Source organism: Thalassospira sp. MBR-102, from assembly GCF_040549275.1.
GTDB classification, from domain to species: Bacteria; Pseudomonadota; Alphaproteobacteria; order Rhodospirillales; family Thalassospiraceae; genus Thalassospira; species Thalassospira xiamenensis.
Window position 1 is genome coordinate 137490 of the sequence record NZ_JBEPTC010000005.1, and the last position, 25356, is coordinate 162845.

Consider the following 25356-nt stretch of genomic DNA (forward strand, 5'->3'; position numbering starts at 1 on the left):
GGACGATAGCCGATGCTGCCAATCAAGGATAACAACCCGACGACAATCACCCCATGGGTGACCTATGGCCTGATCGCCGTTAATGTCGTCGTGTTCCTGTTAACCATGTCCCTTGCACCGCAAAGCCAGTTTCAGGTCAATTTGCAATATGGTGCCATTCCAGCGGTTCTGTTCGGGAATGCCCAATTACCCCCGCAGCTTGCCGTTTTTCCGCCGGGCTTTGAATTCCTGTCGATCTTTAGCGCCATGTTCATGCATGGCGGCTGGATGCATATCGGCGGCAACATGCTGTATCTTTGGGTATTCGGCAACAATGTCGAAGACGCCATGGGGCATTTCAGATTTCTGGTGTTTTACCTTGTTTGCGGTATTGCCGCCGCACTCGGCCATGGCTTGCTTGATACCACATCGCAAATTCCGATGATCGGCGCATCCGGGGCGCTGGCCGGGGTATTGGGGGCCTATTTCCTTCTGTTTCCCAAGGCACGGGTTCTGGTGTGGTTCTTCTGGGTCTTTATCTTTTACGTTCCGGCGGTTGCCGTCCTTGGTCTCTGGATCGGCATGCAGTTCGTCAATCTGTCGAGTGGTGCCGAACAGGGGGTGGCCATTCTGGCCCATATTGCCGGTTTCTTTGCCGGTCTGGCGCTGATCCCGTTCTTTAAATATCGCTATATCCCGCTTTGGCAGGGCGGCCCCAAACAGGTCCCGGTTTTCGGTGTTTACCGGCCAGGTCGCAAAAGCAATGCAACCAATGCCTCACCACCGCCGTGGGCCGCGGCATACGAGGCCGAACGTGCGGCACGCCGTGAACGGATGAAACGTGCGGGCCGTGGACCATGGGGACGCCCGGGTGAAACCAATATGGATAAATCCCCGTGGGGCCGGTATCAGCCGCCAAAGCCACAACCAAAACCAGGTGTGGGCGTACCAAAAGTTACGCGCTTGCATCGCGGGGATGAACCCGACAATACTTGATCAAAGTCTTTCCAACCGAACCGGGGAACGATCATGCGCGCTGCCTTTTTCACCGAATATCAGGGTCCAATTGAAGTCAGGAAATTGGACGATCCGACACCGGAAAATGACGGCGTTGTCATCAAGGTTGGGGCGACCGGGCTGTGCCGAAGCGACTGGCACGGCTGGATGGGCCATGATTCCGATGTGAAACTGCCCCACGTTCCCGGCCATGAATTTGCCGGCACCATCGAAGCGGTTGGCAAGGATATCAAACGCTGGAAAGTCGGCGACCGGGTCACGGTCCCGTTCGTTTCGGGCTGCGGCCATTGCCCGGAATGCCACAGCGGCAATCATCAGGTTTGTGATCATCAGTTCCAGCCGGGCTTTACCCATTGGGGAAGCTTTGCCGAATATGTCGCGATTGACTATGCCGATACCAATCTGGTGCGCCTGCCCGATGAAATGGATTTCGCCACCGCCGCCAGCCTTGGCTGTCGTTTCGCCACCAGTTTCCGTGGCGTGATTGACCAGGGCAAAGTCAGTGCCGGTCAAATCGTAGCCGTTCACGGCTGCGGCGGTGTAGGGCTGTCAGCCATCATGATCGCAGCAGCGGCTGGTGCACGCGTGATCGCGGTTGATATCGACGATGCCAAGCTTGACCTTGCCCGTGAACTGGGCGCGATCGATATCCTTAACGCCAAAACCTGTGATGACATTCCGTCCGCGATCAAGGACCTGTCTGGCGGCGGGGCACATGTATCCGTCGATGCCCTTGGCAGTGCCATCACCAGTTTCAATTCCGTGTCATGTTTGCGCAAACGCGGCAAGCATATCCAGATCGGCCTTATGACCGGCGACCATGCCCATGCTCGCGTTCCGATGGACCGCGTGGTTGCCCACGAACTTGAAATCCTTGGTAGCCACGGCATGCAGGCATTTCGCTATGACGCGATGATCGACATGATCATGACCGGCAAACTCGCGCCACAAAAACTGATCAGGGATCGAGTCACCCTGGCCGAGGGCGCAACGGCCTTGATGAATATGGATAATTTCGTCAGCACCGGCGTTACTGTGATCGACCGCTTCTAACACCAACAATTAATATGCCAAGCATCCCGCACCCTCACCGCCCTCTTTAGAATACTTATAATTTAAGAATTCCAAACTTTAAATCATTCATGGTTGAATGCCCTGTGCATAGCCCCTACGTTGCTTGTGGGTACTCAAAGTAATTCACAAGAGAACACCGGCTTTCGCAGGGGATACAAAGTGCGAAAGAAACGGTTTCCAGCCTGAAAAGAGAGGGAACCGATGACAGATATTCAAACGATGGATTCCGGCACACGGCGCAAAACTGAATTGCGCTGCTTCGTTTTGCTGGCTGTTGTCCTGGCCCCGGTACTGGCGGTTGCGCTGGTCGGCGGGCTTGGATTTTCAATCTGGATTTATCAGATGTTTGCCGGGCCTCCTGGACCACCGATGTAATATCGGGGAACGTCGTCATGTCATCTGCACCGAAACTTACCAGTAGGCGTGCTTTCTTTTCCGGTCTGCGCGGTTTGCCCGCAGACGCGGGGGAAACGCACACGCCAAATATCATCCGGCCTCCTTGGTCATGGGGTTTCGAAGATCACTGCACCGCGTGTGGTGACTGCATTCCCGCATGCCCGGAAAACATCATCAAGGCCGGTCCGGACGGACACCCGGAAATCGACTTCGCAAAAGGCGAATGCACCTTCTGTGACGCCTGTGCGGATGCCTGTAACGAACCGGTTTTTGATCGTTCGGCTCCCGCCCCTTGGCATCTTGACGTTTCTGTCAGCAGCAAATGCTTTGCCGAAAACGGTGTCTATTGCCGTTCCTGCGGTGATGTCTGCCCGGAAAGCGCGATCCGCATCATTCCGCAATTGGGCGGTCGCGCCCGCGTATTGATCGGCGACGATCTTTGTACCGGCTGTGGTGCCTGTTTTAGCGCATGCCCGGTTGATGCCATTTCAATCAAACCCGCCACGGAGATAGCCCATGGATGACAAAGTCGGCGTGATCTCCAGCATGATTATTCAGTCTCGCCCTGAAAATATGACAGCAATCAAGGCAGCCCTTCTGAACATGCCCGACACTGAAATCAGTGCCGATGACCCGTCCGGAAAGATCGTTGTCGTGATGGAAGCCGCAAGCGACCGACAGCTCGCAGACGGCATGAAAGAGATCGGCGACATCCCTGGTGTTCTGGGGGTTAACCTGGTCTTCCATCACAATGAAAACGCCCAATAACAACCAATAATCCGTCTGACCTTTGGCTCGAGGAAATTAACAATGTTCAAGGCAAAGATATCCCGTCGCGATGCCCTGAAAGCAAAAGCCGCCGCCGTTGCCGCTGCGGCTGCTGGCATCAGTTTGCCTGCTGCGGCACAAAATCTGGTGACTGATTCGGAACACACCCAACTCAAATGGTCAAAGGCCCCCTGCCGGTTCTGCGGCACCGGCTGTTCGGTCATGGTCGCGACCAAGGACAACCATGTGGTTGCCACCCATGGCGATGTCCTGTCCCCGGTTAACCGTGGCCTGAACTGCGTCAAAGGCTACTTCCTGTCAAAGATCATGTATGGCCAGGACCGCCTGACACAGCCGTTACTGCGTAAAAAGAACGGTGTCTATGACAAGAATGGCGATTTTACGCCCGTCTCGTGGGACGAGGCCTTTGACGTGATGGCCGAAAAATGGAAAGCCGCACTCAAGGCAAAAGGTCCGACTTCTGTTGGCATGTTCGGGTCCGGCCAATGGACGGTTTGGGAAGGATATGCCGCCTCCAAACTGATGAAGGCCGGTTTCCGATCCAACAACCTAGACCCCAATGCACGTCATTGCATGGCGTCCGCCGTTGTCGGTTTCATGCGCACATTTGGCATGGACGAACCGATGGGGTGCTATGACGACATGGAAGCCGCCGACGCCTTTGTGCTTTGGGGATCGAACATGGCGGAAATGCACCCGATCCTTTGGACGCGTGTCACTGATCGTCGCCTGTCGGCCCCGCATGTCAAGGTCGCGGTTCTTTCAACATATGAACATCGCTGTTTTGACCTTGCCGATATCCCGATGGTGTTCAAGCCGCAGACCGATCTGGCGATCCTGAACTATATCGCCAATCACATCATCCAGACCGACCGGGTCAATACCGATTTTGTCAACAAACACACGATCTTCCGCCGCGGCAACATCGATATCGGTTATGGCCTGCGCCCCGAAGACCCGCGCGAACAATCGGCCCAAAATGCATCGGATGCCGGTGGCTCGACCGACATGACATTTGACGAGTTCGCCGAATTCGTCTCGGAATACACCCTTGATAAGGTCCATGAAATGACCGGCGTTCCCAAGGAGCGCCTCGAAGCTCTGGCCGAACTTTATGCCGATCCGAAAATCAAGGTCACATCCTTCTGGACCATGGGCTTTAACCAGCATACCCGTGGGGTTTGGGCCAACAACCTTTGCTACAACATCCATCTTCTGACCGGCAAAATCGCCGAACCGGGCAATTCACCCTTCTCGCTGACCGGGCAGCCCTCGGCCTGTGGTACCGCACGCGAAGTCGGCACGTTTTCCCATCGCCTGCCTGCCGATCTGGTGGTGACCAATCCCGAACACCGCAAGCACGCCGAGGAAATCTGGAAACTGCCCGAAGGCACAATTCCCGACAAGGTCGGCTACCATGCAGTGCTTCAGAACCGGATGCTCAAGGACGGCAAGCTCAACGCGTACTGGGTCCAGTGCAATAACAACATGCAGGCTGGCGCCAACATGAACGAGGAAGGCTGGCCCGGTTACCGCAACCCGGAAAACTTCATTGCCGTTTCCGACGTCTATCCGACCGTCACCTGCGAGGCCGCCGACCTGATCCTGCCGACTGCGATGTGGGTCGAAAAAGAAGGCTGTTATGGCAATGCCGAACGCCGCACGCATATGTGGCATCAGCTGGTCGACGCGCCGGGCGAAGCCAAATCCGATCTGTGGCAATTAATGGAATTCTCCAAACGCTTCAGGATCGAGGAAGTCTGGCCCGAAGACCTTCTGGCCAAGGCACCGGAACTGCGTGGCAAAACCATGTTTGACGTTCTGTTCCAGAATGGACAGGTCAATAAATTCCCGCTCGAAGATACCGCACCGGACTATAACAACGTCGAAGCCAAGCATTTCGGTTTCTACGTCCAGAAGGGCCTGTTCGAGGAATACGCGACCTTTGGCCGCGGCCATGGTCACGACCTTGCCCCGTTCGACAGATACCACGAAGTACGCGGCCTGCGCTGGCCCGTTGTGGACGGCAAGGAAACCCTGTGGCGTTACCGTGAAGGGTACGATCCCTATGTCACGCCGGGGGCCGGGGTCGAATTTTACGGCCACAAGGATGGCAAGGCGCGCATCTTTGCCCTGCCGTATGAGCCGCCTGCCGAAAGCCCGGATGAAGAATATTCCTATTGGCTGTGTACCGGGCGTGTGCTGGAACACTGGCACTCCGGTTCGATGACCGAACGGGTACCAGAACTTTACCGGGCGTTCCCGGACGCACTTTGCTTCCTCCATCCCGACGATGCCGCCGAAATGGGCATGCGACGCGGCGACGAGGTCCGGGTGATTTCAAGACGGGGTGAAATGCGCACCCGCGTTGAAACACGCGGCCGTAACAAACCCCCGCGTGGCCTGATCTTTGTGCCGTGGTTCGATGCAAGCCAGCTGATCAACAAGGTCACGCTGGACGCCACCGACCCGATGTCCAAACAGACGGACTTCAAAAAATGCGCCGTCCGTCTGGAAAAGGTGTGAGGGAGGAAACCATGAAAATGACCCCGAAATGGCTCATGGCGCTGGCGATTATTGCAATTGCTGGCGCGGCATATGCCGCCGAACCGATCACCACCCTGCGCAGTACCGCTCCCGATCAGGAAAGCCCTGCCCCGCGGATTAGCAACTTCGAGGATACGGACCAGAAACGCCCGCGCAATTATCCCGAACAGCCGCCAACCATCCCGCACGATATCGAAGGATATCAGATCGATAAAAACGCCAATAAATGCCTGTCATGTCATGCGCGTTCGCGCACCGGCGAAAGCGGCGCACCGATGGTTTCGATCACCCATTTCATGGATCGGGACGGTCAGTTTTTGGCCGCGGTCAGCCCACGGCGCTATTTCTGCACGCAGTGCCATGTGTCCCAACGTCAGGTCGAGCCGCTGTTCGGCAACAGCTTTGTCGATATTGATGCATTGCTGCCCAACAACAGCACGCGGATCGCGGAATAGGGAGATTGCCAATGTTCGATCTTCTGAAACGCTATTGGAAGGTCCTGAATTCACCAAGTGTGCATTTCAGCCTCGCCTTTCTGACGCTGGGCGGCTTCGTTGCCGGTGTTATCTTCTGGGGCGGGTTCAACACTGCACTTGAAGCAACAAATACCGAAAAGTTCTGCATTTCATGTCATGAAATGCGGGACAACGTTTTTGCCGAACTTAAATCAACCATCCACTATTCCAACCGGTCCGGTGTGCGCGCCACCTGTCCGGATTGTCATGTTCCGCATGAATGGACTGACAAGATTGCACGTAAAATGCAGGCATCCAAGGAAGTCTGGGGCAAGATTTTCGGCACCATCAGCACACGCGACAAGTTTGTTGAAAAGCGTCTTGAACTGGCCCAGCACGAATGGGCCCGCCTGAAAGCCAACAATTCGCTGGAATGCCGTAACTGCCATTCCGCTGAATCGATGGACATCACCCGCCAAAGCCCCCGTGCCGTCGAAGCGCACGAGAAATTTTTGTTCACCGGCGAAAAGACATGTATCGACTGTCACAAAGGGATCGCGCATCATCTGCCTGACATGTCGGGTGTTCCCGAGTGGCAGTAACCGATTATCCGGCGTGATCGCATCTGTGTGGCGATCACGCCGAAATCCGCGCGAAGGACGGGCTATGACTTTGACGATATTTGGCGACACCGGCGTTTTGCCACATGGCAACCGGGGCTAGATAAATGCTGGCTGGTATCCCCTTTCTTCCCAAAGACGCTATCGACGATCTGCTGGATCGTCTGGCAAATCACGTCGTTGCCAAGGGGCTGCGTGTCGCGGGCTATGTGCAGAAACGCCGCGCGGACCGTGATTGCGGAACCCTGGTTTATGTCCGCAATCTTGGCACCGGACATGAAATGCCGATCACCAAAAACCGCGGGTCGCTGGCGCGCGGCTGCAAGCTGGATGGCGATGCATTGGCAACCTTGTCCGAACAGCTTGAAGGCGATCTGGATCATACCCCCGATATCCTGATCATCGGGCGGTTTGGACGCAGCGAAGCCGACGGGCGCGGATTGCGCGACGTGATATCAAAGGCAATGGATTTGGGAATTCCGGTACTGGTCGGGGTTCGCGATGAATATGACGCCGCCTGGCAGGACTTCCACGGTGGCTATGCCCAAACCCTGCCCTTTGACGAGGACTCAATCATCATCTGGTGGCAGGAACAAGTCAGGGAACGCGCAACACAGGAAGCCTGATGACCTGTCATCAGGCCACACGCTAAACGCTGCAAACGCCAAGGTTGGCATCAACAATAACCCGCTCGTCGATCAGAACGCGGGTCGCAAAACTTTCAAACCACGCCCCGAATGCCGCATCATATCTGGCGCGTCCGGCACGCTGTTGATCAGGGTTCTGACCATTCGGGCGTTCAGTCTTTTCCGCCGATTTCGCAAGCCAGCGTTCATGGGTTTCGTCATCGACCTCGGGATGGAACTGAATCCCCCAGATCCGGTTATCAACGTGATAGGCCTGATTGGGGAAAACCGAGCCGCGCGCCATCAATTCGGCCCCGTCGGGAAGCTCGAACCCCTCGCTGTGCCAGTGATAGACCATCATTTCGGCGGGGAAAAGGTCACGTCCGGCTTCCGTCGCCTCGATCGGATAATAACCGATTTCAGTCATGCCATCGGCACGCGAGGTGACTTTGGCCCCCAAATGGCGCGCCATCAATTGCGCACCAAGGCAAATGCCCAGATACATCGCGTTGCTGTTCACGACATAGGGCAGCCATTCCATGATCTTTGCAACATTAGCCTCATGGTCGTCATTGGCACTCATCGGACCGCCAAACACAATCGCCAGATGGTAGCCTGACATATCACTTGGCAACGCGTCGCCTTCACCCGGACGGCGAATATCGAACTCGTACCCATACCGGCGCAAAACAGCCCCAACCCGACCGGGTTGACCGGTGGCAGAATTGAAAACCATTAAAACGCGTTTCGCGGGACTTAATTCGTTCATGCCGACCTCGTTGCTGCGATAGCGAAAGGGTGGCGGTTTAGAACCGTTTTGACAAGCCCCGAGACCATAAAAGGCAAAACGACATGACAAAAGGCCACCGCATTTCTGCGATGGCCTTCGGGGCTTTTCCCAATCGTCATATAATGCCGAAAAGCGGCTTATACGTTGAATTTAAAGTGGAAGATGTCACCGTCCTTGACGATGTAGGTCTTGCCTTCCTGACGCAGTTTGCCGTTATCGCGTGCACCGGCTTCACCGCCAAAGGTGATGAAATCGTCATAGGCGATGGTTTCGGCCTTGATGAAACCGCGTTCAAAATCGGTATGGATCACACCGGCGGCATTCGGTGCGGTTGCGCCGGAATATACCGTCCATGCGCGCGCTTCTTTCGGGCCAACCGTGAAGAAGGTCAAAAGGTTAAGCAGCTTGTAGCCTTCGCGGATAACACGTGCCAGACCGGTTTCTTCAAGGCCAAGACCTTCAAGGAATTCTTTCTTGTCTTCGGCACTCTCGAGCAGGGCAACCTCGGACTCAATCGCGGCTGAAATCACAACCGAACGCGCCCCCTGTGAAGCAGCCATTTCGGCAACCTTGGCCGAAAGCGCATTGCCATCAGCCGCACTGTCTTCATCCACGTTGCACGCATAAAGGACCGGCTTGCTGGTCAGAAGCTGCAACATGCGAAACGCCTTGGCTTCGTCTTCGTTGTTGATTTCAACAACACGGGCCGGTTTGCCTTCGCGCAGGGCTTCAAGCGTACGTTCAATCAGCTCCAGCGTCAGTTTGGCGTCTTTATCGCCACCCTTCGCACGCTTCTGAAGGCCGGTAACACGCTTTTCAAGGCTGTCCATATCGGCCAGCATCAATTCGGTTTCGATGGTTTCCGCATCACGCACAGGATCAACCGATCCTTCGACATGGGTGATATCCCCATCTTCGAAACAACGCAAAACATGCACGATGGCATCGGTTTCGCGGATATTGGCCAGGAACTGGTTACCAAGTCCCTCGCCCTTGGATGCACCGCGCACAAGACCGGCGATATCAACGAATTCAAGCTGGGTCGGAATGATGGTCGCCGACTTGCCGATGGCGGCAATCTTGTCAAGGCGTTCATCAGGAACGCTGACCCGACCGGTGTTCGGTTCGATGGTACAGAACGGGAAGTTCGCGGCTTCGGCCGCGGCCGTCTGTGTCAGGGCGTTAAACAGGGTCGATTTACCAACGTTGGGCAGACCGACAATACCGCATTTGAATCCCATCTTTTCCGGGCTCCGTCACTTCGAATGTGTCTGAAACAGGATGGGGCAGGCCCCGATCCCGATGCTATTTCTTTTTGTTAAAGGCGCGGGCCAGTGCCTGCGCCATGGCGGTTGCGGCGTTGCTGACCGGGGTGTCAGGCTTGCCTTCAACCTCCGGCGCATCAGACGCACCTTTATCTTCTATCTTGCCGTCGCCTTTCACAGCGTCGGCCGATTTCTCACCCGCCGCAGCCGGTTTTGGCTTTTTCTCGGCCTTGGGTTTTGGCGGCGACACAATGTGCGAAACCTTGCTCATGAAACCGCCATCGTCTCCCTTGACGAGACGCGGGAATTCAAGTGCGACGCCATCCAGCAGCGCCATAAGCCAACCGTTCTGTTCGGCCTTGGAAAAATCGCCCAGAACATGCCCGTGAACACGTTCCTTTTCCCCAGGATGGCCAATACCAAGCCGCACACGACGATATTCCTTGCCGCAATGGGCGTCGATGGACCGCAATCCGTTATGCCCGCCATGGCCGCCGCCGCGTTTGACGCGCAGCTTGCCCGGTGGAAGATCCAGCTCGTCATGCAGGACAATAACGTCTTCGATCGGAATTTTGTAAAAACGCAGGACTTCGCCAACGCTTTGGCCCGAGAGGTTCATGAAAGTTTCCGGCTTTAATACCAGAATCTTTTGGCCGTTCACTTCGCCTTCGGCAATTTGCCCCTGAAATTTCTTGCGCCAGGGGCCAAAAGAATGACGGCGGACGAGTTCGTCCGCCGCCATAAAGCCGATATTGTGGCGATTGGCGGCATATCCCGAACCCGGGTTCCCCAATCCAATCACCAATAACATCGTAGACCTCGATCTTATTCTTCGGTCGCTTCTTCGTCGTCAGCGCTTTCGGCATTTTCTTCCGATTTAAGCGCAGACGGAGCAGCAACAGTCGCAACCGTGAAGTCACGGTCGGTAATGGTGAGTTCGACACCTTTCGGCAATTTGATCGCCGAAATGTGAATCGAGTCGCCAACTTCGACACCAGTCAGATCGAAGACGAGTTCTTCCGGAATGGCATTCGGTGCACATTCAACTTCGACATCGTGACGAACGATGTTCAGAACGCCGCCTTTTTTCAGACCCGGGGATTTCTCTTCGTTAACGAAGCGAACCGGGACTTCAACGGTCATGGTCTGACCTTTTGCAAAACGCAGGAAGTCGACATGGATCGGAGCATCCGTCACTTTGTCGAACTGTACGTCGCGTGGCAGGACTTCGTAGGTTTCTTTGCCAATCTTGACATCAAGAATGTGCGAGAAGAAACCCTGCTTGTGCAGAAGCTTGTTGAGCGGACGCGGGTCAATCTGGAACAGAACAGGTTCCTGTTTTGCTCCGTAAATGACACCAGGGACCATACCGGCACGACGCACGGCACGGGCGGCCCCCTTTCCGGCCCGTTCACGGATTTCCGCAGTGATAACAGTGTTTGCCATCGGAAAATCTCCTTGAACTAAAAACATATTGCGACCGTGGGCTGGTGCAAATCACCGGTGAAAACCCACGAAAGCAAACGCGCTGGCCTCCAGGGGTGCCAGCGCAGCAGCGCCTTATACCCTCAATCGAAAAGAACGGAAACAGATTTTTCTTCCGAAATTCGACGAATGGCTTCGGCCATCAAAGGTGCAATCGGAAGCTGACGAATTTTCGAACAGCCACGCACCGCTTCGGATGCCTTGATCGAGTCCGTGGTCACGACTTCGGTCATCGGCGAATTGGCAATGCGCTCAACAGCCGGGCCCGACAGAACACCATGCGAAACATATGCCGCAACCGATGCCGCACCACGCTCTTTAAGAGCCGTCGCCGCATTGCAAAGGGTGCCAGCCGAATCAACGATGTCGTCAACCAGAATGCAGGCCGCATCCTTGACGTCACCAATAACATGCATGACTTCGGACACACCGGCCTGCGGGCGGCGTTTGTCAATGATGGCCAGTTCGGCATCCAGACGTTTTGCAACGGAACGCGCGCGTGCCACACCACCGACGTCCGGGCTGACGATGACCAGTTTCTGGCCTTCGAACTTGTTGCGGATGTCGCTGGTCAGAACCGGGGACGCAAACAGGTTATCAAGCGGAATATCGAAGAAGCCCTGAATCTGACCGGCATGAAGGTCCATGGTCAGAACGCGGTCTGCACCGGCAACCGTGATCAGGTTGGCAACCAGCTTTGCCGAAATCGGGGTACGGGGACCCGATTTACGATCCTGACGCGCATATCCGAAATACGGAAGCACAGCGGTAATGCGGCGGGCCGAACCACGGCGCAGCGCATCAAGAACCACCAGAAGTTCCATAAGATGGTCGTTTGCAGGGAAAGAAGTGCTCTGAATGACAAAAACGTCCTCACCGCGGACGTTTTCCTGTATTTCACACCAGATTTCCTGATCGGAGAATCGCTTGAGATCTGCACGGGTAAGCGGCAGGCTCAAGTGATCAGCAATTGCCTCAGACAGCGGGCGGTTGCTGTTACAAGCGAGGATCTTCATGGCGGGGCCTCGGTTAATGGGTGCCGGGAAAGTGAATAAATCTAATGTCCTGTGCGGTACAGGCCGGATGCAAACTTGCCGGTAACAGATCCCGTCACGTCTTTCCTGTCGTTCACTTGACCGTATAATTCGGCGCTTTCGCCTTCCGGTCCAACGACATATCCACGACACTCAAAGACCAATAATGAGCAAGTCCACATATCAGTGAACCGCGGCGGTGTTATAACCAGCCGTTAACAGTCTGTAAATGGTCGCGGTGCCGAATATCGACAAGGCAGTCATGCAGATTGGCGCAATATCGGACGATCAGCACGTTATCAACGTGACGATACCGTCTTTTTATCGACCTTAAGCATCATGCCCTTTTTGCGCGCCACCTGATTAAGCGCCCCTTCAAGGGCATCGACAGCGGCCTGGGCGGCAATCGATGCCACCGACCCCCAACGTTCATCAAGCCGTCCGTGCGGCACGACATTGTTTTGCGCCATCTGGCCCAATTCGGTGCCATCCGGGTCCATGATCACCCAGTCGATCTGAACCTGATCAAGCGGCGTCGTGGTTTTGCGTTCCACCGGTTTAACGGAAATTGTCGCCGATAAAATGATCGATCTATCGTCTATTTCATCGTCAACCTCGATCCCCTTGGCACGCAGCAATGCCCCCGCGGAACGTACCAGTGCTTCATTCCCATCGCCCGGTGCCCCTGCAAAATCAACAAGTGCGATCTTGACCACCGGTGCCTCGGCAAGTTGGGAACGATCCCCCGAAATCAGAAACGCAATCCGCTTGGCCGGCTCGTCCACCAGCTGATCATATGCCTGCTGTGCCGGATCAACCTTTTCGCCCTTAAGGTCGCGAACCTTGTCGGCAAGCTCCTTGGGCACGGCAAGGTTGGTTTCTTCGGGGCCGTTCGGGGTTTGGGCAAACCAGTAACCTGAGTGCAATTCCCCCGCCCCGCGGGCGGTATCAATCGCCAGGCCATCCGGGTTCATCAAAACCCAGGTCACATCAATATAGGCCGCATCACCGCTCGCCAGGCGGGACTCGACATTGGGCCGCAATATAAAGTCACCGCCGATCTGGCTGTCGCTATAAGCCGGGATATCAAGATTGCGAAGCGCGCGTGCCATCGCGCGCGACAAATGCACCGATGCCCCTTCGGGCAGATCTTCGCCGATCTCGACCCGGACCGTGTTGGTATCGCGCAGTTCCAGCAATGTCGGATCACCTTCGCGACCGGCCCCTTCAAACGGGCGCGGTAAATCACCGCATGCCGCAAGCGGCAAAACACAGGACGCAAAAAGAACCAGAAACCGTAATCGAGAAATCATCTATTCAAATTCACCGCGTCACATCAAAACGCAGCCAACCATGGCTGCAATGATCATAAAGAAGAACAGCATGATCAAATGGGGCATAGCATGTTTCCTCGCAATCCCGGGATCAGGAACCGGTCAGCATGATCGCTGATAACTGCCGTCCGTAATCAGGTTCGCCGCGAAGGGTCGTCCGGCGATAGCTGTAAAACAATTCTTCTTCGGCCAGGGTGTCGCGCGCCACCAGCTCGACTGCGGCAATACCGGTCGCCATGGTCCGGCGGCGGACATATTCCGGCAGATCGAACATGAAGTGACCATCGCGGACAGATCGATCAAAAAGGTCCTCGTCCCCGGATGGGCCCGACAGGATCGTATCACGGAACCCGGCATCGACTTCGTAGGACGGACGCGCAATGCACGGCCCGACAGAGGCCGATATATTGTCACGCGACGCGCCAAGCTTTTCCATGGCACTTACGGTTGCCTCTGATATCCCGGCAAATGATCCGCGCCATCCTGAATGACACGCACCAATCACGCCCGCCTTTGCATCATGGAACAATACCGGCGTGCAATCCGCCGTCAGAATGCCCAGCATCACATCGGGGCGGTCAGTTACCATCGCATCAGCCTTCGGAGCTTCTTCGCGCTCCAGCGGGCGTTTCAGCACCGCAACATCAATGCCATGTACCTGATAAACCGTGGTCAGACGGTCCGCCTTCGTACCAAACGCCTTTGCCGCACGTGCGCGATTTTCCGTAACACGGTCCCGGCTGTCATCCGACCCAAACCCGACATTCAGTCCGCTATGGATGCCATCACTCACCCCGCCCTTGCGGGTCAGAAAGCCATGACGCAGACCATCTTGATGTTGCAGGCTTTCGGCCTCGAACCACATCAGGCCATTGGCATTGCGTTCAATTCCGCGGGTTATCTGGCTGGTCATCGAAAGCTCCGTCATCCTTCGGCACCGCTGACACAGGGTGGCGGCGCCGTTTCGCGACCATATCCGATCAGCACTTTAAAAAGGGTTCCCATCTGATCGGCATCGATCAGGCGTGCCAAGGCCGCATCAATCGATTTTGCCTGCACATCATCGGCACTTTCTTTCAAAAGTTCGGCACGCTGTTCGATCCCCAGCATCCGAAGGAACGTGCCCTGCGTCAGGACCGCACCGATCCGCGCATCCGCTTCCAACATTGCCCGCCCGATGGCGGCAAAATCAACATGCGCGGTCAGGTCCGCATCACCGGGCTGCTCCAGAACCGGATGATATTTATGGTCCTTAAGCGCCTGCAAGGTATCACCAAACGCGCTGTGGGGATGGCCGTAATCAATGAATAAAGCCGCCCCGCCAACCGCGTTCAGGCGGCGCGCGACCTGATCTGCAATCGCAATCGCCGCCGGGCAGCTTTCAAAAATATCGCCGGGCTTTGCCGTGCCACGCAATGTGGCTGGCACCAGCGCATCCGTCACCGGCGTTTGCGCCCCACGGACAAAACCAAGTTCCCCGGTATTGGCATCCACCCCAACCAGCCGTTCGGACCAGCCATGGCTTGCGCGTTCAAACTGACGGATCGGCAGGGCATCGAAAAACTCGTTGCCGATCACGATCATCGGCGCATTGCCACTGACCGGAATATCGTCAAATGCCTCATGCCACGTTGCCGGAATGCCATAGGGCATGATCGCGGTTTGCTGATGGGTTCTAAGGACCGGACTGGTTTCAACAAACCGCACGGTTAACGCATCGGAAAGCCCCGGCACATTGCGCACCGCACGCAGGGCATCGGCCATCAGCGTCCCGCGCCCTGGTCCCAGCTCCACCAGATTGATCTTGCGCGGGCTTCCCATCTGCTGCCATGTCACCGCCGCCCAAAGCCCGATCAATTCGCCAAACATCTGGCTGATTTCAGGCGCGGTGATGAAATCACCCTTGCGCCCGAACGGGTCCTGTTTGCGGTAATAGCCATGCTCGGGATGGGCGAGCGCGTCACTCATGAAATCGGCAATCGTGATCGGCCCGCCAAGGGCGATGCGCCGTTTCAGATGCTCAAGCAGCGGGTTTTCGGAAGTCTCGGTCACGCCTTCTGTCCGTCTTTTGGCTGGTCTTCTTTTGGAAGCTTGCGCGTTTCAATCGGATCGGATTTCATCGCAAAGACAATGCAGCCAATACCGGCCAGAACCATCGGGATCGACAGCAACTGCCCCATGGTCGCCCCGAATGTCAGGAAGCCAAGCTGCGCATCGGGTTCGCGGAAAAATTCGACGATGATGCGCGAAATACCATAACCGGCAACGAATGTTCCGCCAAGAATACCCGGCCGATGGCGGACATAGGCACTGCGCGACAGGGCAAACAGCACGATAAACAGGATCAGACCTTCAAGGGCTGCTTCGTAAAGCTGGCTTGGGTGGCGCGGTTCCGGCCCGCCATTTGGAAACACCATGCCAATCGGGGAATCGGTCACACGGCCAAACAGCTCGCCATTGATGAAATTGGCGATCCGCCCGAAAAACAGCCCGATCGGCGTTGCCACCGCCGCCGCATCCAGTACCGCCAGAATCGAAATGCCGCGTTTGCGCGCAAACAGGATGATCGCCACGATCACGCCCATGAACCCGCCATGGAACGCCATGCCACCCTGCCATACTTTCAGGATATTGGCCGGGTTCGCCATGTAATATTCCAGATTGTAAAACAGGATATATCCCGTACGCCCGCCAAGAATGACGCCAAGCGTCGCCCAGAACAGCAAATCATCAATGTCGCGTTTGCTCATGATGTTGGGCGTCTTGGCACAGTAATAAACCACATACCGCCAGCCAAGCAGCAACCCGGCAATATAGGCAAGGGCATACCAGCGGATTGCAATCGGACCGATAGAGATCGCGATCGGATCAATCGCCGGAAAGGCAAGGCTTAGCATCAGGGGAAACTCCGTGACGTATGTTTGTTAATTTACCGACTGGTCGCAAACGATCAGGGCAGGAACATGGCAAGACGCCCTGCCCGGCATCGGATCAACGGAACGGGTCCTCGGTCGCGAGGTAATCCTGAATATATTGCCGCACCCCTTCTTCAAGCGGGGTCATGTTCGCACCGTATCCGCACGCACGCAGTTTGGCCATATTGGCCTCGGTGAAATACTGGTATTTGTCGCGAATGCTTTCAGGTGTTGGCACATACTGAATATCGGGTTCCTTGCCAATCGCACTGAATACCGAAAGCGCCAGATCCTTGAAACTGCGTGCCTTGCCGGTGCCGACGTTAAACAGGTCGCTAACCTGCGGGTTGTCGTAAAGCCACATGATGATATCGACAACATCCCCGACCCAGACAAAATCGCGAAGCTGCCCGCCATCCTCGTAGTCGGGATGATGCGATTTGAACAGAGTTGCGGTTTCACCCGCCGAAAGCTTGTCAAACATCTGCGACACGACCGATCGCATGCCGCCCTTGTGATATTCGTTCGGGCCATAGACGTTAAAGAATTTAAGCCCGGCCCACTGTTTCGGACGGAAACCGTTCTGATCAAGGATGGTTCTGAACCGGCGGTCGGTTGCATGTTTTGACCAGCCATAAGCATTCAGCGGTGCCAATTTTGCCAGATCACCCTGATCAAAGCTGTCGTCAAAACCCTGCTTGCCATCGCCATAGGTCGCCGCCGACGATGCATAGATCAACCGCGATGAATGGCGCGCGCACCATTCCCAAAGCCAGGTGGTCAGTTTGAAATTGTTCTGCACGATCTTGTCGGCATCGCGTTCGGTGGTGGCCGAAATCGCGCCCATGTGAAAAATCGCCTTGATATCGTTATGCGCGTCCAGAAACGCCGGCAGATCATCGGGATGAACGATATCGCGCAGGTTACGTTTTGCTATGTTTTTCCATTTGATCCCGTCGCGCAGACGGTCAACGACCACAATGTCGGTTTCACCGCGTTCTTCAAGGGCGGCCACGATATTGGACCCGATAAATCCGGCACCACCGGTTACGATCAGCATTGCATTCTCCTCGCGGCACGTTGGCCTTGTGCGCCAGCCCTTGCTGCGACCCTGTCGGGCCTTTGGGGCAATCAATTATGAAAACTGACAACTTTATAGGCCCCGCCCCGATCCGGGGCAAGAAAAGCTGGTTGTTTTTCCTTTACAGGTGCCTGATTGACGATCAACTTGCCTTGCGCTGTGCAAAGCCCATATTATGCGCATGTTTTGCGGATATGCCGTAACACACAGATACCGCCAAAAGCCGGAGACAAAGATGCAGATCAATAACCGTATTCTTGACGACCTGACCCGTGTCACCAATTCCGCCCTCGGAACCATGACCGGTGTCAAGGGCGAGATCGATGCACTTGTCCGCCAGCAGTTTGAAAAAATCCTGGCCGGGATGGACATGGTCACACGCGAAGAATTCGACGTCATTCACGATGTCGCCATCCGTGCGGCTGAACGCATCGACGGCCTCGAAGCCAGGATTGCAGAACTCGAAGATCGTCTGGCAAAAGCTGAAAAACCGGCCACCAAACGCACCAGCAGCAAACCGGCAGCAAAAAAAGACGCATAACCGGGAAATCATCCCCACATACAGGCAAGGAACGCCGTTCATCGCAGGGCCGCGGAAAGGTCGGCCAGGGACAGCGGATTGCCGATCATTTGAAATTCATTTCCGTCACGCGTCGCGGGGCGGTTGAAACGCGGCGGGCACCGGCATATAGTGCGCGCCCTTTCGCATATGCAGAGACTGGCAAATTTATATGAACGACCACCTGGAAGATATCGGCGACCTCGGTGACGAAAATCCGTTGCTGCTTGTTGAAGATATCGCCCGCACCAATGACTGGCACGTGGAACGTCGCAGCGACGATGAAGTCGTTGTCGAAATCCCGGCGCACTGGTGCACGTATCTGGTCTATTTCACCTGGCGCGAAGATGCCGAAGCGCTTCACATTGCCTGCTGCTATGACCTGTTCGTTCCCGAGCCGCTGCGCCCGCGCATCTATGAATTGCTGGCAAAATGCAATGAACAGCTTTGGCTCGGCCATTTCGGATTGTGGCTGGATGAAAACATGCCGCTGTTCCGCCATACGCTTCTGTTTGGCGGCGATGTCCCGCCGATGGTCGAACAGTTCGAAGAACTGATTGATATCGCCATCTCCGAATGCGAACGCTTTTTCCCGGCTTTCAACTTTGTGCTGGGTCAGGGCAAAACCCCGGACGAAGCATTGACCCATTCGATGCTGGAACCTGTCGGCCAGGCATAGGCGGCGCGTTACCGCCAAACGCATTTTCAAAGGGGTCGGACCGTGTGCCGACCCTTTCTGTTTGCGGGCGCTGAAAAATTTTCGCCACCGCCCGCGAATGGTCATCGCGATATAAATCCCGGTCGACAGGCTTGAACAATAGCCCGGACGATACAAAATCCCGCGCGGATTGGTGTTGTCAGAAAAACACCCCGCAGCGTGATATCTGAGGGCAAACTGTTGTGAATCTCCTCACGCCCCTTGCCCCTGTCACCGACTTGACCCACCTTCAGAACATCGCTACGGCATTGCATTGCGATTGCTGATCCACACATATTCGGCAGTCAGGGATGGAAAAATCGGAGCAGATTTCATGAATACGCGTCTATTGCTGGTCGGCTGTGGCAAAATGGGCAGTGCCATGCTGGAAGGCTGGCTGGCCAAAGGGCTTAAATCGGATAATGTCTATATTATCGAACAGGCCGAAGCCGCCGAGAAACTCTCAACCCGCTATGGCGTGCACGGCATTACCGATATCACCGAAGTCCCGCAGGATTTCATCCCGCAAGTCGTGCTGTTTGCCGTCAAGCCACAGGTCCTGCCCGATGTGATCGAAGATTACAAACCGCTGGTCCGGGCTGAAACGGTTTTCCTGTCGGTTGCCGCAGGAAAAACCATCGGCTTTTTTGCAGGACACCTTGGCGAAACCGCACGCATTGTGCGCGCCATGCCCAATACCCCGGCTGCCGTATCGCGTGGCATGACCGTGATGTGCCCGACCGATAATGTCAGTCAGGCGCAGCGCGATATGTGCGAAACGCTTTTGGCCACTGTCGGCATGGTATCGTGGGTAAGTGATGAAAGCCTGATGGATGCTGTCACCGCCCTTTCGGGCAGTGGACCGGCCTATATCTTCCATCTGGTCGAAGCCATGGCACAGGCAGGCGAATCCGCGGGACTGCCAGCCGATCAGGCAATGATGCTCGCCCGTCAGACGGTTGTCGGCGCCGGTTTCCTGCTTGATGCCAGCGAAGAAACCGCGGCGACCCTGCGCGAAAATGTTACCAGCCCCGGTGGCACGACGGCTGCAGCACTTTCGGTGCTGATGGATACCCAGAACGGCCTGCCCGACCTCATGACCCGCGCGGTTGAAGCCGCCCGGAAACGTTCCGTCGAACTGGCGGGCTAAGCACAAACCGATCAAGGAGACGATCATGCCGGCAAAGAAAGATCCGCAAACCACACTGATCGATGCAGCCATGGAACTGGCCGCATCAGGGCGCTGGCATGACGTCACCATGATCGATATTGCGCAGGCCGCCAATGTCGACATTGGCGTGGCTTTTGATCACTTCAGAAGCAAGGCCGATATCCTGCGCCAATTCGTGCACCGGATTGACCGGATTGTTCTTGCCGATCTTGATCCCGCCGATTTCGATGAACCGGGGCATGATCGCCTGATCGCCGTAATGATGGCGCGGTTCGATGCACTGATGCCCTATCGCCCCGCCCTGCGGTCGATCATCGCTAGTGGCGGCGACCTTGGCCCGGCTGATACGCTGCGCGCGATCAAAACCCATTTCGGTTCGATGCGCTGGATGCTTGATGCCAGCGGCTTCACCACCGGCGGCCTGCATGGCAGCCTGCGTGTGGCCGGGATGGGCACGATTTATGCCCGGTGCTTCAGACAATGGCTTGAGGATGAAACCGCCGACTTCGGTCCGACAATGGCCGCCCTTGATCGTGCACTATCGCGCGGCAGCGAATGGGATAAACGGATCGGCACCGGTATTTCCCGCCTAAGCCGGGCTTGCGGAAAAATTCAGAAAAAATGTGACCGGTTTGCCCAAAAATGTCGCCGAACCGACCACACAGAACAGACGTCGCCGACGACTGAAAATAACAGCACGGCATCCTAAGTATCTGATCTGAAACAGGGCAGCCACAGCATAACCCAAGGTTATTTCATTAACCAAAAACCAAACCATGAAGTTTTTGTGCACTGCAAAATAAACCTTGACGAAAACGGTTCATTCCTTCATATTGCAGTTGAATTTGTGCGGCGCACAATAGCGCCTCATTCCACATCTGTTGCAAATTGCTGATGGAGCGCACACCATGACTGCCGCTAAAAAGGCTACCAACCCGTTCTTCGATCTCGACTTCACCAAATACACTGCGGATTTCAAAATGCCGGGTGTCGACGTGAACGAGATGATGGCGTTTCAGCGTAAAAACGTTGAAGCCCTGACCAAAGCCAACAAGGTTGCCTTCGATGGTTTCCAGGCTGTTGCTCAGCGTCAGAGCGAAATTTTCAAAACGCTGCTGGATAAAGTTCAGACCCAGGGCAAAGATTTCGCTGCTACTCCTGCTGACAACCCGATGGCCGCTGCTGCAAAGCAGACCGAAGCTGCGAAAGCCGCTTACGAAGAAGCCCTCGCCAATGCCAAGGAACTGTCCGGTCTGGTAAGCAAGTCTCAGGAAGAAGCTCTTGCTCTTCTGCAGAGCCGCTTTACCGAATCCCTGGACGAATTCAAGTCCGCGATCGAAAAGACCGCCACTGCGAAATAATCTAGCTGATAACTTCCCGTTATCAACTTCCGGCAGAGCCTTCTGGCTCTGCCGTTTTTATTTGTGCTTTTGCCCAAACTCCTGATCTGGTCAAACGCATCGATTAACCCTTAACGGCAAACCGTGCCCCCGCTAATCTGGCTCAAATTCAACGGAGAAAGATTTATGAGCGAGATCAGTTTTGAAGATTTCCTGAAGGTGGATATCCGCGTTGGCACGGTTGTCGATGCACAGGAATTCCCCGAAGCCCGCCGCCCGGCTTTAAAGCTCTGGGTGGATTTCGGCCCTGAAATCGGCACCCGCAAAACATCAGCCCAGATCACCAAATATTACACGCCCGAAAACCTGATCGGCCGCCAGGTCGCCGGTGTGGTCAATTTCCCCAAAAAACAGGTTGGTCCTTTCATGTCCGAATTCCTCTGCCTCGGCTTCCCCGATGGCGAGGACGACAAGGGCATCGTCCTGATCGCACCGGAACGCAACATCCCCAATGGCGGACGCCTGTTCTAGGATGCTTTCCTAACCGTCAATCCGGCACAAACAAAAAGGGCGCGGCCATCATCTGGCCACGCCCTTTTTCAGCATCCGTATTCGTATTTTCTTAGCGCGCCAGTACCATCGCGGCTTCGCGGGTACGGCCGACCGTTCCGGCAACACTGATCGCAGATGATTTGATCTCTTCGATTGTGGCGGCGAAACTTTCGACCGACGTTGCCATATTTTGCATATTCCCCGAAACCTCCTGGGTCACGGCACTCTGTTCTTCCACTGCCGAAGAAATTGTCGTGACGTTGTTCAGAACGGTTTCAACGTCACTGCGGATAGACCCAAGCACCGCGACAACTTCACTTGCAATGGTTTGAATTCCGCCAATCTCGCCAGAAATCTGTTCGGTGGCGCGTGCCGCCTGATTGGCAAGGTTCTTGACCTCGGTTGCCACAACCGCAAACCCTTTTCCGGCTTCACCGGCACGGGCCGATTCGATGGTCGCATTGAGCGCAAGCAGATTGATCTGGCTGGCGATATTCTGGATCACCTCGACGATATTACCCATCGCCGCGACAACTTCGTTCATTTTATCGGTTGATTGACCAGCCAGAACCGTTTTCTCGAAAACCTGATCGGTGGATGCTCTGGCTTCGGACATGCTGCGTGAAATTTCCGCGATTGATGCCGCCAATTCTTCGGAACCCGCAGCAACTGCCTGAACATTTGCCGATGTTTGATTGGAAACCGTCGCTGCAAAGATCGACTTCTCATCCAATTGGTGAAGGCTCTGATCAATGGCTGAAAAGTTGTTATCAATCATCGCCTTCAGATCAATCAGAAGATTGACCTGTTCGGTCACATCTGTTGCAAACTTGACCACCTTGTATGGAACCCCGTTGGCGTCAAAAATCGGGTTATAGGACGCCTCGATCCAGATAATCTGACCGCCTTTGGCCAAACGTTTGAATTGCTGGGACACAAAGTTACCCGCCCGCAAGCTTTTCCAGAAATCGTCATATTCCCGACTACTCGCGTATTCCGGCTCGACGAACATCTTGTGATGCTTGCCAGCGATTTCGGACATTTCATATCCCATTACCGACAGAAAGTTTTCGTTCGCATCCTGGATATTCCCGTGCAAATCGAACTCAATGACCGCCTGACTGCGGGCAATCGCATTGACCTTGCCTTCCAGTTCAGCAAGCTTTTCTTGTCGTTCGGTAATGTCGGACGCGAATTTGACAATCTTAAGCACCTTGCCATGCCGGTCAAGAACCGGGTTGTAGGATGCTTCGATCCACACCTTTCGGCCACTTTTGGTAATACGTGGGAAAGCTTCGCGTTTGAACTCACCAGCCGCCAGATCCTTCCAGAACTGACCGTATGCAGGTGCCGAACGTATCTCTTCTGGCACGAACATGCGATGGTGCTTTCCGACAACTTCGGACGCGCTATAGCCCATGAAATCAAGAAAGTTTTCGTTGGCGCGAATGATAGTGCCATCAATTTCAAACTCGATCACAGCCATTGATTTATCAAGCGCAACAATAGTTTCGGAAGCCAGACCGCTCTTTTTAGACGAAAGGAAGCTTAACATAGACATCATACACCTCTTGAAAATCAGGGTGCCAGAGCGTCAGTGTTGTTTCCGCGATCTGGCTTGGAACTGCCAGAAAGATAATACAGGTGTATAGCCTCCCATATCCCCATATAGGGAGTGTTAAAATATAAAGGTGACCTTGATTTTACCGCAATTTAATCAGTCACTTATGGATCACGCACAAAAAAAGTGCCCCCGAAAGGGCACCTTTGAACGGTCAGTTTCTTCCGTTAAAAAGGTATTACTTCTCGACGAATGCCTTCTCGATCACGAAATGACCCGGCTCGTTCATATTGCCTTCCTTGCCGCCCCAATCGATCAGCATCTGGCGGGTTTCAGCAATCATTTCCGGGTTGCCGCACAGCATGAAGCGATCATCTTCAAGGGTCGGCTTGGGCAGGCCAAGATCATCGTAAAGTTTGCCGGACTTCATCAGGTCGGTGATGCGGCCCTGATGTTTGAATTCCTCGCGGGTGACGGTCGGATAGTACAGAAGCTTTTTGGTCACTTCCTCGCCAAAGAATTCATTGTTGGGCAGTTCGCTATGGATGAATTCCTGATAGGCCAGTTCGCGAACCTCGCGGCAACCATGAACAAGAATGACCTTGTCGTAGCGCTCGTAGGTTTCATAGTCGCGAATAACGCTCATGAACGGGGCCAGACCGGTGCCGGTCGACAGCAGCCAGAGGTTTTTGCCCGACAGCAGGTTGTCATGGATCAGGGTGCCGGTCGGCTTGCGCCCGACAAGGATCTTGTCACCGACCTTGATATGCTGCAAACGTGATGTCAGCGGACCGTTTGGCACTTTGATCGAAAAGAATTCAAGCTCTTCGTCATAATTGGCACTCACCATCGAATAAGCGCGCAAAAGCGGCTTGCCTTCGACTTCGAGTCCAATCATGGCAAACTGACCGTTGATGAACCGGAACCCCGGATCACGGGTGGTTTTGAATGTGAAGAGGGTGTCGGTCCAGTGATGGACGTAAGTGACTGTTTCTTCGTTTAAATTGCTGGCCATAACGCTGCATCAATCCGTTTCGTCTAAAGCTTTCTACTGGACCGTGGCGGGAACGACGGACACACTTTCCCAGCACCATATCCATGCCAAGTTGACGCGATTTAACATCAACCAAACGTATATCGCAAGAAAACATTCATCATTTGTGTATTTTTATGTAAGACAACATATAAATATACAAATTAAGTGTAGAATATTGTCTGACAATAGTGCACGATAATCGCATCAGGTCTATATCGCAAACGCGAACTGCCCCATAGATAGGCTACGATGCGCCGCACGGCAATGATCCATCGCAATCCGGTGAAAAATGACAGAAACCGCCGCATTACCCAACGATAGTCTGACCGTTCAGCAGGTTTCAGGTGCCATCACCAATGCAGTGCGCGACGGGCGCTTGGTACCGGGTCAACGTCTGACGGAAATCGATTTTGCCAAACGCCTTGGCGTCAGCCGTCCATCCGTTCGCGAAGCCTTTCGTCAATTGACCGCAGACGGGCTACTGCACAGCCAACCCTATCGCGGGGTCAGCGTGCGCCACATGACACGACGCGAAGTCGATGATCTGTTTGTCGTGCGGGGTGCGCTTGAAGGCCTTGCCGTGCGGCTGGCAACCCCGACACTTCAAAACGATGCGTCGAAATTGCTTGCCATCCAGGCCGAGCTGGACACTGCCGAAACCCGTAACGACCTTGCCGCCATGTCGCGCCACAACCTTGCCTTCCATATGCTGTTTGCCGATGTCACCGGCAACGCGCTTTTATGTGAACAGTTGCGACGGATTTCCAACAGTGTTTATTGGCTGCAATTCCGCGTTCTGGTCGCTGATGACAAGGTCCTGCAAACCAATACCCGGCATCGTGACATTGTTGACGCAGTTCGCAGCGGGGATGCCGCCAAAGCCGAGGCTATCATGATTGATCATGTCGATCATTCGCGCCAATTGGTGCAATCGCTGCCTGACAATCATTTCGCCGAAAGCCCGGCAGACTGACGGCTATTCCCCCTGCCAACCCGGTCCCTTGCCGGATGTGCGACCGCATAGAACCCCACC

Annotated in this window: 28 protein-coding genes; 16 read left to right on the forward strand and 12 right to left on the reverse strand. The window is 55.0% G+C overall.

The window, feature by feature from the left end:
* Positions 1 to 12: 12 nt before the first annotated feature.
* From ABIE64_RS11125 to ABIE64_RS11165, 9 genes are all read left to right on the forward strand, one after another.
* Entirely contained in the window at positions 13 to 975 is a 963-nt protein-coding gene (locus ABIE64_RS11125; protein WP_007090072.1) for a rhomboid family intramembrane serine protease, read from the forward strand.
* 33 nt (positions 976 to 1008) lie between these two features.
* Positions 1009 to 2049, forward strand: coding sequence for a zinc-dependent alcohol dehydrogenase family protein (locus ABIE64_RS11130; RefSeq protein WP_065701700.1), 1041 nt, complete (start codon positions 1009 to 1011; stop codon positions 2047 to 2049).
* A 222-nt stretch (positions 2050 to 2271) separates the two neighbouring features.
* Positions 2272 to 2445, forward strand: a complete 174-nt coding sequence (gene napE, locus ABIE64_RS11135) for a periplasmic nitrate reductase, NapE protein (protein ID WP_007090074.1) — start codon at positions 2272 to 2274, stop codon at positions 2443 to 2445.
* Between the two features lie 17 nt (positions 2446 to 2462).
* Entirely contained in the window at positions 2463 to 2990 is a 528-nt protein-coding gene (gene napF / locus ABIE64_RS11140; RefSeq protein WP_065701701.1) for a ferredoxin-type protein NapF, read from the forward strand.
* Positions 2983 to 3234: a chaperone NapD gene (locus ABIE64_RS11145; protein ID WP_007090076.1), complete on the forward strand. Its 252-nt coding sequence runs from the start codon at positions 2983 to 2985 to the stop codon at positions 3232 to 3234. The genes napF and ABIE64_RS11145 overlap by 8 nt, the downstream gene beginning before the upstream one ends.
* A gap of 42 nt (positions 3235 to 3276) precedes the next feature.
* Positions 3277 to 5781, forward strand: coding sequence for a periplasmic nitrate reductase subunit alpha (gene napA, locus ABIE64_RS11150; protein ID WP_354377476.1), 2505 nt, complete (start codon positions 3277 to 3279; stop codon positions 5779 to 5781).
* An 11-nt stretch (positions 5782 to 5792) separates the two neighbouring features.
* Positions 5793 to 6257 (forward strand): nitrate reductase cytochrome c-type subunit, encoded by a 465-nt coding sequence (locus tag ABIE64_RS11155; protein WP_354377477.1) that lies wholly within the window; start codon positions 5793 to 5795, stop codon positions 6255 to 6257.
* Between the two features lie 11 nt (positions 6258 to 6268).
* Positions 6269 to 6859, forward strand: coding sequence for a cytochrome c3 family protein (locus tag ABIE64_RS11160; protein ID WP_007090079.1), 591 nt, complete (start codon positions 6269 to 6271; stop codon positions 6857 to 6859).
* A 125-nt stretch (positions 6860 to 6984) separates the two neighbouring features.
* Entirely contained in the window at positions 6985 to 7503 is a 519-nt protein-coding gene (locus ABIE64_RS11165) for a DUF2478 domain-containing protein (protein ID WP_065701704.1), read from the forward strand.
* A 22-nt stretch (positions 7504 to 7525) separates the two neighbouring features.
* Here ABIE64_RS11165 and ABIE64_RS11170 read toward each other — a convergent pair whose 3' ends face one another.
* The 10 genes from ABIE64_RS11170 to rfaD form a co-directional block, all read right to left on the reverse strand.
* Entirely contained in the window at positions 7526 to 8272 is a 747-nt protein-coding gene (locus tag ABIE64_RS11170; RefSeq protein ID WP_354377478.1) for a glutamine amidotransferase-related protein, read from the reverse strand.
* A 158-nt stretch (positions 8273 to 8430) separates the two neighbouring features.
* Complete coding sequence (gene ychF, locus ABIE64_RS11175) at positions 8431 to 9534, reverse strand: redox-regulated ATPase YchF (RefSeq protein ID WP_037987357.1); 1104 nt, start codon at positions 9532 to 9534, stop codon at positions 8431 to 8433.
* 64 nt (positions 9535 to 9598) lie between these two features.
* Positions 9599 to 10369, reverse strand: coding sequence for an aminoacyl-tRNA hydrolase (pth, locus tag ABIE64_RS11180; RefSeq protein ID WP_354377479.1), 771 nt, complete (start codon positions 10367 to 10369; stop codon positions 9599 to 9601).
* A gap of 14 nt (positions 10370 to 10383) precedes the next feature.
* Positions 10384 to 11004: a 50S ribosomal protein L25/general stress protein Ctc gene (locus tag ABIE64_RS11185; protein ID WP_007090084.1), complete on the reverse strand. Its 621-nt coding sequence runs from the start codon at positions 11002 to 11004 to the stop codon at positions 10384 to 10386.
* Positions 11005 to 11126: 122 nt separating this feature from the next.
* Complete coding sequence (locus ABIE64_RS11190; RefSeq protein WP_007090085.1) at positions 11127 to 12059, reverse strand: ribose-phosphate pyrophosphokinase; 933 nt, start codon at positions 12057 to 12059, stop codon at positions 11127 to 11129.
* A gap of 317 nt (positions 12060 to 12376) precedes the next feature.
* Positions 12377 to 13390, reverse strand: a complete 1014-nt coding sequence (locus ABIE64_RS11195; RefSeq protein WP_354377480.1) for a hypothetical protein — start codon at positions 13388 to 13390, stop codon at positions 12377 to 12379.
* Between the two features lie 112 nt (positions 13391 to 13502).
* A complete protein-coding gene (pgeF, locus tag ABIE64_RS11200) occupies positions 13503 to 14324 on the reverse strand; it encodes a peptidoglycan editing factor PgeF (protein ID WP_139328178.1) in 822 nt (273 codons plus the stop codon).
* Between the two features lie 11 nt (positions 14325 to 14335).
* Positions 14336 to 15463 (reverse strand): class I SAM-dependent methyltransferase, encoded by a 1128-nt coding sequence (locus ABIE64_RS11205; protein WP_354377481.1) that lies wholly within the window; start codon positions 15461 to 15463, stop codon positions 14336 to 14338.
* Complete coding sequence (lgt, locus tag ABIE64_RS11210) at positions 15460 to 16311, reverse strand: prolipoprotein diacylglyceryl transferase (RefSeq protein ID WP_199486253.1); 852 nt, start codon at positions 16309 to 16311, stop codon at positions 15460 to 15462. The genes ABIE64_RS11205 and lgt overlap by 4 nt, the downstream gene beginning before the upstream one ends.
* A gap of 91 nt (positions 16312 to 16402) precedes the next feature.
* Positions 16403 to 17386, reverse strand: a complete 984-nt coding sequence (gene rfaD / locus ABIE64_RS11215) for an ADP-glyceromanno-heptose 6-epimerase (RefSeq protein ID WP_063093154.1) — start codon at positions 17384 to 17386, stop codon at positions 16403 to 16405.
* Positions 17387 to 17642: 256 nt separating this feature from the next.
* On the opposite strand from rfaD, the gene ABIE64_RS11220 reads away from it, so the two are divergent.
* The 6 genes from ABIE64_RS11220 (at position 17643) to ABIE64_RS11245 (ending at position 21705) form a co-directional block, all read left to right on the forward strand.
* Positions 17643 to 17948: an accessory factor UbiK family protein gene (locus tag ABIE64_RS11220; protein ID WP_007090091.1), complete on the forward strand. Its 306-nt coding sequence runs from the start codon at positions 17643 to 17645 to the stop codon at positions 17946 to 17948.
* Between the two features lie 190 nt (positions 17949 to 18138).
* Positions 18139 to 18645 carry a type III secretion system chaperone family protein gene (locus ABIE64_RS11225; RefSeq protein WP_007090092.1) on the forward strand — a complete coding sequence of 169 codons (507 nt, stop codon included), beginning with the start codon at positions 18139 to 18141 and terminating at the stop codon, positions 18643 to 18645.
* A 352-nt stretch (positions 18646 to 18997) separates the two neighbouring features.
* Complete coding sequence (gene proC, locus ABIE64_RS11230; protein WP_065701711.1) at positions 18998 to 19813, forward strand: pyrroline-5-carboxylate reductase; 816 nt, start codon at positions 18998 to 19000, stop codon at positions 19811 to 19813.
* Between the two features lie 25 nt (positions 19814 to 19838).
* Positions 19839 to 20543 carry a TetR family transcriptional regulator gene (locus tag ABIE64_RS11235; protein WP_354377482.1) on the forward strand — a complete coding sequence of 235 codons (705 nt, stop codon included), beginning with the start codon at positions 19839 to 19841 and terminating at the stop codon, positions 20541 to 20543.
* Between the two features lie 199 nt (positions 20544 to 20742).
* The gene (locus ABIE64_RS11240; RefSeq protein ID WP_007090095.1) at positions 20743 to 21195 is read left to right on the forward strand and encodes a phasin family protein; all 453 of its coding nucleotides are present in this window, start codon (positions 20743 to 20745) and stop codon (positions 21193 to 21195) included.
* Positions 21196 to 21360: 165 nt separating this feature from the next.
* Positions 21361 to 21705 (forward strand): tRNA-binding protein, encoded by a 345-nt coding sequence (locus tag ABIE64_RS11245; protein ID WP_354377483.1) that lies wholly within the window; start codon positions 21361 to 21363, stop codon positions 21703 to 21705.
* A 91-nt stretch (positions 21706 to 21796) separates the two neighbouring features.
* Here ABIE64_RS11245 and ABIE64_RS11250 read toward each other — a convergent pair whose 3' ends face one another.
* On the reverse strand, positions 21797 to 23287 hold the full coding sequence (locus ABIE64_RS11250) for a methyl-accepting chemotaxis protein (protein ID WP_037987492.1): 1491 nt from the start codon (positions 23285 to 23287) through the stop codon (positions 21797 to 21799).
* Positions 23288 to 23525: 238 nt separating this feature from the next.
* The gene (locus ABIE64_RS11255; RefSeq protein ID WP_354377484.1) at positions 23526 to 24302 is read right to left on the reverse strand and encodes a ferredoxin--NADP reductase; all 777 of its coding nucleotides are present in this window, start codon (positions 24300 to 24302) and stop codon (positions 23526 to 23528) included.
* A 310-nt stretch (positions 24303 to 24612) separates the two neighbouring features.
* On the opposite strand from ABIE64_RS11255, the gene ABIE64_RS11260 reads away from it, so the two are divergent.
* Positions 24613 to 25296, forward strand: a complete 684-nt coding sequence (locus ABIE64_RS11260) for a GntR family transcriptional regulator (RefSeq protein ID WP_065701713.1) — start codon at positions 24613 to 24615, stop codon at positions 25294 to 25296.
* Positions 25297 to 25356: the final 60 nt, after the last annotated feature.